The following is a 12,669-nucleotide window of genomic DNA, read 5'->3' as shown; positions in this document are numbered from 1 at the left end:
AGTGTTTTTAGTAACTTATCAATGGCAGATTAGAATTACTTCCACATCCATGACCTTTTAAATCTAGGCTATTTTTAAATCAAAAAAACACGTTACTATTCTTTTATTTGAATGAGAATAGTAACGTGCTTTATATGTAATGTAGGTCTGTAGGCAAAATAGCGCCCAAGCACAAATTTTTATAGATGCAAAATACACTACTTAAATACTAAAATCTTATTAAGTAAAAAATTCATCTAATAATTATTGTGTGAGAAATAATTATTAGATGAATTTTTATATCTGTCTAAATTTGCGAACCAAAGTGAGTACTGTACCGACAACAATCATCCATATGCCCATTGTTGCACTGTTAGTTGTACTGGCACCTGTGTTGGGAAGCTCTTTATATGTAGATTCTTTTTTATCGGTATTACTGTTATTAGCAACACCTTTAGCTTTTCTAGTATCTTTATCCTTCACCAATACTTTTTGTATTGTATGTACCTCATTACCTACAGAATCTGTGACACTATATATTATTTCAAAAGTACCAGCTTTAGTGATATCTCCAATACCTTCATATGCTACTTTAGAAGTAAGATCACCGTCTTCTTTATCAGTAGCTGATACACCTACCATTGGATCAAATGAATCTCCTATACTAATTGTCGCTACAGCAGGCACTGCTAATGTAGGATTAAGATCAAATATTTCTCCATTTCCCTCCACAATTACCGTCTGTGTTGCCGTTGCATTCCCTTCTTGAGAATCAACGACAGAGTATTCCACAATGTATTTTCCAGGTTTAGAAGTATCTACATCACCTTTATGTTCTACTCGATTTGTTAAATCACCCTCTTCTTTATCAACAGCTTTTACATTACTCATCGGGTCAAACGTATCACCAACACGCAGTGTAATTGTAAGCGGTACAGTTAATTCAGGGACTTGGTTTTCTGCAGTTTTTTCGTTTTCTTTCACTGTCCCTTTAATTTTTGCTGCATCAAAAGCGTTTTGGACCGCTTCAACCTCAATTGAGTTCGCTCCATATTTATTTGTTGCAACTTTAAGACACGCTAATCTTAATTCAGTGAAATTAGATGTCATGTTCAATTCATCTGTATTTGCATAATAGAAAATATCAAACATCTTATCTTCACCAATACCATTTACAGTTACACCGTTATGAGTGCCACCTTGTGCAATTAAATACGCGACTTTATTAATAATACTTGAGTTGAAATGAACGCCCTCATTATCTTCTCCGTTTAAATTACTGTATTTGCTATAATCATCTGGATACGGTACTCCATCAAAAAAATTGATTGAAGATGGATTTTTCATATTACGTAGAACTGAGCCGCTTTGTTCTCCTATTGTCCAATTAAATTCTCCATTATTTATATATTTCTCAATAGCCGTTCCCATAATATCAGATAACGCCTCGTTAATTGCTCCAGATTCTCCGAAAAATTCAAGATTAGATTCGCTAGATGTAACCGCATGCGTAAATTCATGGCCCGCTATGTCAAACGCTCTAACCATTGAATCACCATATATAAGCATACTAACATTGTTAACATTAGCACTAAATGCATTACTCCAATTTTTAGGATCATCTGTTTCTCCAGAATCCCATGCATGTACAACTGATACTACTTTGTTCCCCTTATTATCAAAACTATTACGCTTATATTTATCTTTATAAAAATCATATACCTTTGTTGCTAAGAAATGGGCACTTACCGCCTTTGGATCATTAAATGTTGTTGATGTGCTAGTTGCTAATATACCAGGATAATATTTTTCTTCAAAACTAATATCTCTATAATTCACATCATATGTCTCAATTCCTTGCCCTCTTGTGTAATCTGCAAGCGCATATTTCCCATTACTTTGTTCAGAAATACCGAATGTACGAGTTATTCCTAAATCATCTTTTCCAGTTCCGGTTAATGATTTAAAATTGCTTTTTTTACTCTCCTTAATAGCTTCAACATGCTCTTCACTTACTTTTAAATCTGACTCTTGCACCATATTTTTCAACATATCACCATTATGAGCATTCACTAAATAAGTTCCAGATACATAGTTTGGTGTTGCAGCGGCAAATGTAACTTGATATGCATTGGTAGCCTGTCCATGATTTTCATTAACAAAAATAACTTCCTTAACTTCTGGCTCAGAAATAAATTTAATATCGTTCCCGTACTTCGTATAAATATATTGTTTTGCTTCTTCTTTTGATAAATTACTAGCATTCTTTAAATCTTCTTGTGTTAAATTTTGTGCACTTTCTCCTGAAATACTTTTAATAATACCCTTTTTATCTACATGAGCAGTCAATTGGTGTCCATATACTTCTTTACCTTCATATATTTGTTGCATACGTACAAGTGTAGTCCCATCATAAGAAGCACGTTTTTGAACAACGTTGTAATCTACCCCTTTGTCCCCACTAACTTGTTTTGGAGACAAAGCATGCTCGGTTTTTTCCTTAAGCGCATCTTTCACTACATTCTCTGGCGTCTTTTGTGATGGTTGTGTAAGTTCACCTGTACGGAACGAACCCTCTTGAATATCAACTTGCATTTGACCCGTTTCTTCTGCATAAACTACTCCGTATGGTGCTACACTTGTTAAAACTAATCCTGTTGTTAATACAACTATAGCTATTTCTTTTTTATTCTTCATTTTATTTTCCTCGTATAATTTCCTAAAATATGAAACTGCTTAAATGTATTCCTATCAAAAATAGAAAAAATAAAAAGTACATCACATTACGCAAAACCGTATTATAAAAAGATGACTTCTGTCATCAACAAAAGTCACCTCTTCAATATGTCATATCCCTAATATGTTTTTAATGCATACTTTCTATATGAAAAAGAAAAAGTATTCTTTAACGAGCGTTTTGCAATACTTTTATTAGGTCATTTATATTTTCAACTTTTTGCTGAAACTGATCAAATCTGCTATGTAGCAATGAAGGATTCTTATCTTCAGTTGAAATAACTTTTTTTAATTCTTGTTCTAATTTATCATATGTATGAAAGAAATTATCAAATTCTACACTTATAAGTTCTTCATTTTCACGATAAAATCTTTTTGCTTCTAAATAAGTCATATATGATTTATTTAGAAATCCTAATGAAATTAAATATTTAGAAGTGTTTTCTTGATAAATAGCAATATCACATGCTATTTTAATATCAGAATAAGTCTTTTGAACGAAACAATGCAATTCAAAAATCTTAAACTTTAATCCATTATTCATTTCATCCCCTCCCATCCTATCTATTCTACATAAAAAAAGAATATTATACAAAGTAAAATATCAATATAGCACAAAAATAAAAAGCGAAAGAATGACTCCTTTCGCTTTTTATAATAATACATACATTTCATATTGTGCTAATGAATTCTTTTCAAATCCAGTTTTCTTTAAAAACCCTTCCAGTAAATTGTTGTTTGGAAACCCAATTGATAAACTTGATACATTTAAGTTTTCTGTTGCTACTTGTAATAATTTTGATCCAATACCACGATTTCTATAGTCTTTGTCTACGAAAAGAAAACTAATTTTACCTTGTTCATTCATACATATAGAACCTTTTAAATCATTATCGACATATGCACCATAAAATGTATTGTTTGTTTTTCCTATATAATCTATATCATTTTGCCAATTTATATGGAAGTGTAACCATTTCTGAATTTCAACTTTAAAAGCTGGAAATTCTAATTGTTTTACTTCAATTCCCTTACAATCTTTATTTATTATTTTAGTCATATCTTTTAAATTATAATAAGATAGATCGTACACTTTTTCATAGCCTAATTTCGTATAAAAATGAATCGCTCGGTCATTGCCTACAATGACTTCAAGAAAAAGTTGCTTACACTCATTTTGAAGCGCCTCTTCCTTATGCAGTTCAAATAATTTTTGACTCACACCAATACCGCGGTAATTAGGATGAACCGCTAATGTTCCACAACGCATTGTTTTTATGTTTTCATAATCCTTTATCCCGCCAAGTATTACACCAACAGATTTGTTACCGTCTAAAGCAAGAAAGGAATGTTTTAGTGAATTCCCTTCTGGTCCCAAAAACCTTTTTATAAAATCTTCTTTTGAAACTTCCATTTTGATAATGTAATCTGAAAATCCATCTTTAAAAGCTTCATACACTAAATCTATACTTACTTCACTGCATCTTTTGTATTGAATCATATAAAATTCTCCCCCACTTACTCGTGTTAAACTTAGCATTCAAATACGTAAAATGTACTAGTTTCACTCTACCCGTCATTCTTTAACATTTAACTTGAAATAAACGGGCACTTCCCTACATATCTCTCACTGTTAATTTGTTTTATAACAAATGGTGCAATATCACTATTTTGAATTTTGATTCCTGGCATATCTACTAAACTCTCTTTTATATTTCCAATGCTCTTCCCTTCCATAACAAATGGTAATCTAACAATTGTCCAATCTACATCACTACCTTGAATAGTTTGCAATTCTTTATATTTATCTTGCATCATCTTTGATAAAAATACTTTAAACAAGGTAGCTCCTATTTTATTTACAATTCCCTTTTGATCTCCTGTAACATCTAAAGAACCTCCAGAAATTAGTATATATCTTTTTATTTCAAATTCTTTCATTGCTTCTAAAATATGCTTCGTTACTGTGCTAAAAATATAAGATTCATTTTTTGGTTGACCTACCGCATTAATTACAGCTCGACACCCTTTAAGTAATTTGCGTATTGAAACAAAATCACGTGCATCTCCATTAATAATCTCTAAATTTTCATTTGTTATTTTGATATTATTAGAATTTCTTGTTAATATTTTTACTTGATATCCCTTTTCTAACGCTTCGTTTACAAGGAATTTCCCTGCGTTTCCGTTTGCACCCAGAATAGCTATTTTATTTGTACTTTCCAATATTAACCCCTCTTACTATCTATTATTTACTACATTAATCTCATGTACACGTAAAAAAGCAATTAAATGCTCGCACGCTCGTTCACACGCTAACATTTTAAAGATTTTTTGTTCCTCTTTCGTTTTATCATTTGCTTGATCTGATGCAGCTTTTAAACTAAGAAAAGGTTTGTTATTGATTTGACACACATAAGCAAAAGCTGCCACTTCTTGATCAACCGCTAATGCTCCATATACAGTATGGAGTAAATATCTCATTTCTGAACTACGGATACGTTGATCTCCAGATAAAAATGTACCATAATGAATCGGATCATAAGATCGTATCTTTTTTATTCTTCTTACAAGTGACTTTGTTGTTTCAATAGGTGCTGTCCTACCATTATATAAATTAAAAATATCTTCCCCTGAACCAGCAGCAGTAACGTCGTGTTGTATTGCATTAAGGGCTACTACAATATGTCCATTTTTCACCTTATTTGATAGACTTCCGCATATTCCTGTCATAAACAACTGATCTGGCTGAAACTCACTAATTAATAATTGCACACAACTAGCACAACTTACTTTCCCAACTCCAGTTATTACGGAGATAACTTCCATATTATTAATATAATGAAAATGAAATTCCCAAGCTGCTCGTTTTTCAATACGTTCACTTGGATAATATTGATGCAAATACGTAAGTTCTGGTTCCCATGCGGATACGATTGCAATACGTTTCATTACATGCTTCACTTCCCCTATTGTTATCATGTAAATACTTTATCTATACTTTCTCATTCATAATCTGGAATCCACTTTTTATATTTCTCATATAAATTTCGTATTGTTTCTTTATTCTTCGCAATTACTTCACATCCTCTATCATCGTAAATAAACATGATAATATCTTTTGTTGCATTTATGAGAAATACATCTGGATAAGAAATTTCTTTTTTGCGTCCAAAACGAGGATAAAGACCTAGAAAATCTTCATGATTTGCAGCTTGAATAAGCGGTGTATACTTTATATCACAAGCAAAACATTTTAATGAAAATTGATAAGTACAATACAAGTCAGCTTCTTCTTCTTCAAATAAAAAAGGTATTGTTTCTTGCCTTATATGATACTTTAAATCTCTATTATGAATAAAACGTCTATATATATTAATTTTCTGCGGATTTTTCACATTTTCCTTTTTAAATCGATAAACATTTGTTACTAAAAAAACTTCATCTTCTTTTGAAAATATATCTTCAAATAAGTATTTATTTTATGTATAAAGCTGAGTGAAGTATTCCCTATTTACATCGTCGGTTCTTTCTACAAATAGGTCTTTCCCTTTCCCAAAATGAAAATGCAAATGATTTTCCCATTGAAAGTATATATGTGGTACTAATGTAACTCCAGGGAATGTTTCATTCATATATTCTTTTAATTGCATTCTTAATTCCTTTCTACTCTACAATTTCTTTTAACTGCCAATATGCATCATCTAGCCATGGATGTATAACTTTCAACGTGTCTTTTCTATCCCACAAATATGAAATATATGCAAAAGCAGCATGTTCTAAAGATTTTTCTAATTCTTTTTTTACTTCTAATAAATATGGTGGTGCTCCATTTTGATCCCATTCTATTTTATCAGCAACAAATAACACTAAATCCATTTTCGTTGCAAGTTTACGTAGTGTAGTATGGCAGCAAATTGCATTTAAGATTTCTTCATCATCCACTTTAAATATCTCTTTTGCAATTACTTTCGATAACTTTTGATGAATAATCATTGGAAATTCTCGTTCTTCTTGTAATATCTCTATTCCAAATTCTTCAGCAACTGCAACCCGATCTTCATTTGGAAAGATTGCACTAATATCATGTAAATATCCTGCAAGCGCTGCCTTTTCTTCATTTACATGATACGTAATCGCAATTTTACGGGCTTCTTTTGCCACCCGAATTGAATGTTTATAAGTAAGTTCTTTATTGTATTTTAATAGAAATGATTTTATATCATTTTCAATTTTTCCAGTTGGAGTAAATGAATATATATCCTTATATAACATCTCAAGTCACCTTTCTTCCTAACTTTCAATATAACGCTGTATTTAAATATCCTTTTTATTTGTATTCGTTATGAATGTTTTAATCCCTTTTTTATACGTTACATGAAATTTTATGGTGAATCATTGCTACAAAATACATAAATGTTTGATATTATAGTAATGTTAATGATTTGTAAGGAAAGGAACTACATAATGAATAAAAACATATTAATTATTGATGATGATAAAGAAATTGTTGAGTTACTTGCTGTTTATTTGCGAAATGAAGGCTATAACATTTATAAAGCATACGATGGCGATGAGGCATTGCAAATGATTTCTACATATGATGTTGACCTTATGGTTTTGGATATTATGATGCCAAAACGCAATGGATTAGAAGTTTGCCAGGAAGTTCGTGAGAATAATACTGTACCTATTCTTATGCTGAGTGCAAAAGCAGAAGATATGGATAAAATATTAGGTCTTATGACAGGTGCAGATGATTATATGATTAAGCCATTCAATCCATTAGAATTAGTAGCTAGAGTGAAAGCTTTGTTACGAAGATCATCTTTCCAAAATGCCACTTCCTCCAAAAATGAAGATGGTATTATTCGTATTCGTTCTGCTGAAATACACAAACATAATCATACTGTTAAAGTAAATGGAGAATATATTAAACTTACATCTATTGAATTTGATATTTTATATTTACTTGCGAGTAATACCGGAAGAGTATTTAGTTCCGAAGAAATTTTTGAACGCGTATGGAACGAAGATGGTTATGGTTCAAATAAAACTGTAATGGTTCACATTAGTAATTTACGAGATAAACTTGAAACAGGAATGAATGGAGAGAAGTTTATTCATACTGTTTGGGGAGTAGGCTATAAAATTGAGAAATGAAGCATTTGATATATTAAAAGATATCCCAAAATGGAAGTTAATTTTTTGGTTTATGTTAGCCATCACACTTACTCCTATTACTGAATTAATTATATATCGCCTTGTTACAAGTGTAATTGAAAGTTCACTTACGTTAAGCGAGCTCGGAAAAGAATTCATTAGAATTTTTGGATATGAAAAATATAAAGGAATAAAGGAATCTCTATGGATGATGATTGTATCTTATTTGTTTTTATTTTCTATTTTCTCATCCTACCTATACATTTTTTATCGTCATGAAAAAAAGATTTATTATGAAACTTGTATTAAAAAAATGATAGAAGAGATTCGTTATATTGCAAATGGAAACTTCAATCATAAAGTTTCTATCGTAAATCATAATTATCTGGAAGAGTTAGCAAGCGGGGTTAATCACATTGTTGAACAATTGAAAGTTTCGATTGATGAAGAAAGACAGGCGGAACAAGCAAAAAGTGAACTTATTACAAATGTATCGCATGATTTACGTACTCCTCTTACCTCTATAGTTGGATACGTAAATTTAATCCACCATGATAATTATAGAGATGAAGTGGAATTACGCCATTATATACAAGTCATTTACGATAAAGTAACCCGTCTTAACGCATTAATGAATGATTTGTTTGAATATACACGTGTTCAAAATAAAGAGTTAAGTTTATATTCTGTTCCCATTGATATTGTAGAGCTACTTGGGCAATTAACTGTTCAATTCCGCATACAAGTTCAAGAAGCTAATATAGAATGTCGACCTTCTTTCCCATCTCAAAAACTCATGGTATTAGCTGATGGAGACAAATTAGTACGAGTTTTTGAAAATCTTATTATAAATGCTATCGCTTATGGAAACGACGGTGGATATATCGACCTTGCTGCCTATGAAAGCAATAATATGATTACTATAGATATAACAAATTACGGCCAACCTATTCCTAGTACGGATTTACCTCATATTTTTGAACGTTTTTATCGTGTTGAAAAATCTCGCTCTACGAACACTGGTGGATCTGGACTCGGATTGGCAATTGCAAAAAGTATTGTGGAATTGCATAAAGGAACAATTGAAGTATATAGTGATGATAAAAAAACAACTTTCACTGTAAAACTACAACCATATAAATGTTGATACAACTTAATTTTAGGTCCAATTTCTTACCATATAAGAAATTGGACCTTTTATTTTCCACTAAAATCCAAATTTAATAATCCTTTATAATTCTTTAGAAATTCTTTACCTTTTCTTTCTTCCTAATTAAGCATTCCTTTTTACAATAGTATTATTGATGTCATAGTAGGAGGATCGCTTATGCAATTCTTGAAAAAGTTCACAATTTTATTCTTATCTTTCGTTATTACAGCACTTATCGTTTTATATTTTTACCTCTATGTAAATGGTCCAATTATTCAAGCTAAATCAGCTATTTTAATAGATGCTAATTCAAGTGAAGTTGTTTATAAAAAAAATGAAGAAACTCCTATACAATCAGCTACTTTATCTAAATTAATGACAGAGTATATCACACTGGAACAACTGAATGAAGGAAAAATACAGTTAGATGAATTAGTAAAAATAAGTAACGAAGTTTTCCGAGCAGAAACGAGTCCTATACAAGTAACTTCGAAAGATAAAACGACAGTTCGTGATTTACTTCATGCATTGTTTTTGACAGGGAATAATCGTTCCGCACTTGCCATTGCAGAACACATTGCTGGAAACGAAGATAACTTTACACTTTTAATGAATGAGAAAGCAAAACAACTAAAGTTATCACAACCATCCCCGTTTCTAAATGCTACTGGAATGAATAACGATACAAATAAACAATCAACTACAACAGCTATAGACGTAGCTAAACTAGCGACACAATTAGTAAAAGACTTTCCAGATGTATTGAATGTTACGAAACTAACCTCTTACCAATTTACCTTCAAAGACTCAAAAGTTTTCAACACAAATAAAATGATTTATTCTCTTAATAAAAACATTAAACTCCAAGGTGTTGACGGCTTACAAACTAGTTTTTCAACTAATGGTAATTATAGTTTTGTCAGTACAGCAAAACGAGGAGATACTAGACTTATTTCCGTAATATTAGACTCCAATGAAGAAAATAGTACTTTTATTGAAACAAAAAAGTTACTACAGTACGGTTTTGATCCTTCCTCGTACTCTGCACTCCAAGCTTTTAAAGATGCTGTTACATCGTGGACAGTTTTGCTTCAATTTAAAAATTTGATCATACAAACATTGTTGATTTTCTTCATCATTACAATTTTAATGTTTTTACATATACGTCAGAAAAAATCCGAGGATTTCAACTAGGAAATCTTCTTTTATATAAAAACCGGCTTGCATTTACAGTGCAAGCCGGTTTCTAAATTTATAATCCTCTTCCAATTAAATTCGCTGAAACAGGCTGAAGATTTAATTCTCTCGCCCATATAGATAGCTGACCAATATGGTGAATTTCATGCACAATTACATGTCTTAAAACTTCACCGTATGTATATGTTTTATCTGTCCACGAAGCTTTTAATATCTTACATTCTAGGCTAGATGACCACAACTGTAAAAAATCTTCTAATTCTCGTATATATAAATTAGATAACGCTTTCACTTTTTGGATGGATTGATAATCTTTAAACTGCGGTTCATTATCTTCTTTTCCTTGAAGCGCACTAATCCAGCTGTACTCAACATCGACAATATGGAATAATGTTTCTAAAACACTCCCAACACCACCTACACGCTTGCGGAGTAATTCTTCCTCTGAAAGTTGTTCACACCACTTAAACCAATCATCCCTTACTTGCCAATTGTATTGAAATAACGTGTACATATATATTTATCTCTCCCCTACCTCAACAATCCACTTAACCGCATCTATTACATAATGTGGCTCATCTTTTTGAATATAGTGACCGCTTTGTTCTGCAATTACAAATTTATTATTGCTTGATAATCGTAATAATTCTTCTTGCAACTGTAACCACTTCAGTTGTGCAGCTTGCGAATAAAAAGTTTTTTTACCAGCAGCTAACACGACAAGTGGAATATTTCTAGTTGACTGACAATGTTTATCTGCTTCGCCTAGACTAAACATAAACTCTTCATAAGAACTTTCATATACAAATTGTTTATAGTAAGCTTCTTGAAATTCTGGGGACATGATTGGTAAAAAATCTTCTTTATAATTTTCTGGTGTCGAATCCAACAAGACGATTCCCAACATATCTTCGGGATAAAAAGCCGTAAATAAACGTGCATTTATACCACCAAAAGAATGTCCTACAAAAATATAAGGTGGTTTCAATTGTAATTGCTCTAAGCAACTTCTTAAATCTTTTACCATTTCAGAACTAATACGTCGCTTGGAACTCTTCCCACTTTTTCCTAATCCAGCTCGATCATATGTAATTACCGTCCCAAATTCAGTCAGCCCTTCAGCAATATGCTCCCATGCCTTGGAATAATCTCCATAACCTGCTTCCATTATAATAACAGGTTGCAACTGCTTTCCTTGGAATACTTTTGAATACATTTTAAAATCATCAACTTGTACATATTCCTCTATACATTTAACCATTGACGATTACTTCTCTCCGATTAAGTGACTCTAAAATTTGATTAATTATTTCATCGACAGATAAAGATCCATCCAAAACAATATCTGAATTTGGCTTTACGGTATGAAGTGCCTCTAAATAAGCTTTTCTAGCATATGTTATATAGTGTTTTAAATCATTTTGTATTTCACTCATTGTATCTTCCTTAAAATCTCGCAAAATTCTTCTAGCCATCGCAATATCTAAAGGTGTGTCGATAAATATGGTTACATCAATGAATTGTCGCATTTCACTATTTAGGTATGCAAAAGGATAATCTACAATAATATAATCTAGATAACTATTTTGTAACAGATGCTGAATATCCTTAATTAATGGTGTAAGTACCCATTCATCATAATTTGCTCCATCATCAATCCATTTACAAATATCAGCAGGACAATTATCAAAGTCATAGCTATCAAAATATAGTGCTTTTGAATTCATTAACTTGTGAGTTAAACTTTCTGTAACAGTAGTTTTACCTCCTCCTGAAACAGCTGCAACTGTAATGATTTTCGTTTTTTTATTCATAATTTCCCACCATACCCCTTTTAATTAACATAATATAATTATAGAAAACTATTATTTTTTATTGCTCCATTCATATTCTAACATACTCATTTCCCATAAATTCCAATACGTTTCTCCTACTTTTTTTGACTCTCTTAATAAACCTTCTTTTACAAATCCTATTTTTTCATAACATGAGATGGCCGATGTATTAAAATCATAAACACCTAGAGTTACTCTATGTAGTTTTAATTCTTCAAATGCAATTTGTAATACTGCTTTCATCATATGTTTCCCTATAGAACGCCCTCGCATTTTCGTATCACCAACTAACACTTTTCCAATTCTTGCAGATTTATTTATATTGTCAATTTGCCCAAGTGAAATATGACCAATTACTTTTCTAGTCTCTTCATCTATTACTTTAAATGCAAGCGTATTTTTGCTTTCAATATATTTTTCTAATTGTTGTTCATGTAAAGGGTATGTAAATAAATTTCCTGACCACTGTATTAAAAATTCTTCGCAATCAATCCAATTTATTAATTGTTTGAAATCAGTTCTTGTAAATTGTTTCAGCTTGATCACTCTCATTCTCCTTTCACACAACCTTTTATACATCTTCAAATTTATTTCTATATGAAAAAATAT

At 31.2% G+C, this 12,669-nt stretch carries 13 protein-coding genes and 1 pseudogene; 3 read left to right on the top strand and 11 right to left on the bottom strand.

Going from position 1 to position 12,669, the window contains the following annotated elements; all coding sequences use genetic code 11:
- Positions 1 to 276: 276 nt before the first annotated feature.
- From GFJ36_RS13440 to yqeK, 7 genes and pseudogenes are all read right to left on the bottom strand, one after another.
- Complete coding sequence (locus GFJ36_RS13440) at positions 277 to 2,676, bottom strand: M4 family metallopeptidase (protein WP_157349651.1); 2,400 nt, start codon at positions 2,674 to 2,676, stop codon at positions 277 to 279.
- Positions 2,677 to 2,884: 208 nt separating this feature from the next.
- Positions 2,885 to 3,259: a hypothetical protein gene (locus tag GFJ36_RS13435; protein ID WP_087986129.1), complete on the bottom strand. Its 375-nt coding sequence runs from the start codon at positions 3,257 to 3,259 to the stop codon at positions 2,885 to 2,887.
- 108 nt (positions 3,260 to 3,367) lie between these two features.
- Positions 3,368 to 4,216 (bottom strand): GNAT family N-acetyltransferase, encoded by an 849-nt coding sequence (locus GFJ36_RS13430; RefSeq protein ID WP_087986130.1) that lies wholly within the window; start codon positions 4,214 to 4,216, stop codon positions 3,368 to 3,370.
- Between the two features lie 89 nt (positions 4,217 to 4,305).
- Positions 4,306 to 4,941, bottom strand: a complete 636-nt coding sequence (locus GFJ36_RS13425) for an SDR family oxidoreductase (RefSeq protein ID WP_087986131.1) — start codon at positions 4,939 to 4,941, stop codon at positions 4,306 to 4,308.
- Positions 4,942 to 4,956: 15 nt separating this feature from the next.
- Positions 4,957 to 5,694 carry a 5'-methylthioadenosine/S-adenosylhomocysteine nucleosidase gene (gene mtnN / locus GFJ36_RS13420; RefSeq protein WP_141542850.1) on the bottom strand — a complete coding sequence of 246 codons (738 nt, stop codon included), beginning with the start codon at positions 5,692 to 5,694 and terminating at the stop codon, positions 4,957 to 4,959.
- 26 nt (positions 5,695 to 5,720) lie between these two features.
- Positions 5,721 to 6,368, bottom strand: a pseudogene (locus tag GFJ36_RS13415) (DUF3885 domain-containing protein).
- A 13-nt stretch (positions 6,369 to 6,381) separates the two neighbouring features.
- A complete protein-coding gene (gene yqeK, locus GFJ36_RS13410) occupies positions 6,382 to 6,990 on the bottom strand; it encodes a bis(5'-nucleosyl)-tetraphosphatase (symmetrical) YqeK (protein ID WP_098230255.1) in 609 nt (202 codons plus the stop codon).
- A 192-nt stretch (positions 6,991 to 7,182) separates the two neighbouring features.
- On the opposite strand from yqeK, the gene GFJ36_RS13405 reads away from it, so the two are divergent.
- The 3 genes from GFJ36_RS13405 (at position 7,183) to GFJ36_RS13395 (ending at position 10,222) form a co-directional block, all read left to right on the top strand.
- Positions 7,183 to 7,878, top strand: coding sequence for a response regulator transcription factor (locus GFJ36_RS13405; protein WP_087986134.1), 696 nt, complete (start codon positions 7,183 to 7,185; stop codon positions 7,876 to 7,878).
- Positions 7,868 to 9,025 (top strand): sensor histidine kinase, encoded by a 1,158-nt coding sequence (locus tag GFJ36_RS13400; RefSeq protein WP_097890895.1) that lies wholly within the window; start codon positions 7,868 to 7,870, stop codon positions 9,023 to 9,025. The genes GFJ36_RS13405 and GFJ36_RS13400 overlap by 11 nt, the downstream gene beginning before the upstream one ends.
- Positions 9,026 to 9,205: 180 nt before the next feature.
- Positions 9,206 to 10,222 (top strand): D-alanyl-D-alanine carboxypeptidase family protein, encoded by a 1,017-nt coding sequence (locus GFJ36_RS13395; protein ID WP_088063522.1) that lies wholly within the window; start codon positions 9,206 to 9,208, stop codon positions 10,220 to 10,222.
- A 58-nt stretch (positions 10,223 to 10,280) separates the two neighbouring features.
- On the opposite strand, the gene GFJ36_RS13390 is transcribed toward GFJ36_RS13395, so the two are convergent.
- Genes GFJ36_RS13390 through GFJ36_RS13375 form a run of 4 tightly spaced genes read right to left on the bottom strand, consistent with a single transcriptional unit; the run spans position 10,281 to position 12,612 of the window.
- Positions 10,281 to 10,739, bottom strand: a complete 459-nt coding sequence (locus GFJ36_RS13390) for a DinB family protein (protein ID WP_048546986.1) — start codon at positions 10,737 to 10,739, stop codon at positions 10,281 to 10,283.
- A gap of 6 nt (positions 10,740 to 10,745) precedes the next feature.
- Complete coding sequence (locus GFJ36_RS13385) at positions 10,746 to 11,486, bottom strand: alpha/beta fold hydrolase (protein WP_087986136.1); 741 nt, start codon at positions 11,484 to 11,486, stop codon at positions 10,746 to 10,748.
- Positions 11,479 to 12,039, bottom strand: a complete 561-nt coding sequence (locus GFJ36_RS13380) for a nucleoside/nucleotide kinase family protein (protein WP_087986137.1) — start codon at positions 12,037 to 12,039, stop codon at positions 11,479 to 11,481. Before GFJ36_RS13380 ends, GFJ36_RS13385 begins: the two co-directional genes overlap by 8 nt.
- 51 nt (positions 12,040 to 12,090) lie before the next feature.
- Positions 12,091 to 12,612: a GNAT family N-acetyltransferase gene (locus GFJ36_RS13375; protein WP_087986138.1), complete on the bottom strand. Its 522-nt coding sequence runs from the start codon at positions 12,610 to 12,612 to the stop codon at positions 12,091 to 12,093.
- Between the last annotated feature and the right edge of the window lie 57 nt (positions 12,613 to 12,669).

This window comes from Bacillus sp. EE-W1, from assembly GCF_009760835.1.
Lineage (GTDB): Bacteria > Bacillota > Bacilli > Bacillales > Bacillaceae_G > Bacillus_A > Bacillus_A wiedmannii.
This window is presented reverse-complemented; position numbering and strand designations above follow the sequence as displayed.

What these genes read in the sequence shown, in the direction of transcription:
- GFJ36_RS13440 (WP_157349651.1), bottom strand. Translation starts at nt 2,676, where the DNA reads ATGAAGAATAAAAAAGAAATAGCTATAGTTGTATTAACAACAGGATTA.
- GFJ36_RS13435 (WP_087986129.1), bottom strand. Translation starts at nt 3,259, where the DNA reads ATGAATAATGGATTAAAGTTTAAGATTTTTGAATTGCATTGTTTCGTT.
- GFJ36_RS13430 (WP_087986130.1), bottom strand. Translation starts at nt 4,216, where the DNA reads ATGATTCAATACAAAAGATGCAGTGAAGTAAGTATAGATTTAGTGTAT.
- yqeK (WP_098230255.1), bottom strand. Translation starts at nt 6,990, where the DNA reads ATGTTATATAAGGATATATATTCATTTACTCCAACTGGAAAAATTGAA.
- GFJ36_RS13405 (WP_087986134.1), top strand. Translation starts at nt 7,183, where the DNA reads ATGAATAAAAACATATTAATTATTGATGATGATAAAGAAATTGTTGAG.
- GFJ36_RS13395 (WP_088063522.1), top strand. Translation starts at nt 9,206, where the DNA reads ATGCAATTCTTGAAAAAGTTCACAATTTTATTCTTATCTTTCGTTATT.
- GFJ36_RS13390 (WP_048546986.1), bottom strand. Translation starts at nt 10,739, where the DNA reads ATGTACACGTTATTTCAATACAATTGGCAAGTAAGGGATGATTGGTTT.
- GFJ36_RS13385 (WP_087986136.1), bottom strand. Translation starts at nt 11,486, where the DNA reads ATGGTTAAATGTATAGAGGAATATGTACAAGTTGATGATTTTAAAATG.
- GFJ36_RS13380 (WP_087986137.1), bottom strand. Translation starts at nt 12,039, where the DNA reads ATGAATAAAAAAACGAAAATCATTACAGTTGCAGCTGTTTCAGGAGGA.
- GFJ36_RS13375 (WP_087986138.1), bottom strand. Translation starts at nt 12,612, where the DNA reads ATGAGAGTGATCAAGCTGAAACAATTTACAAGAACTGATTTCAAACAA.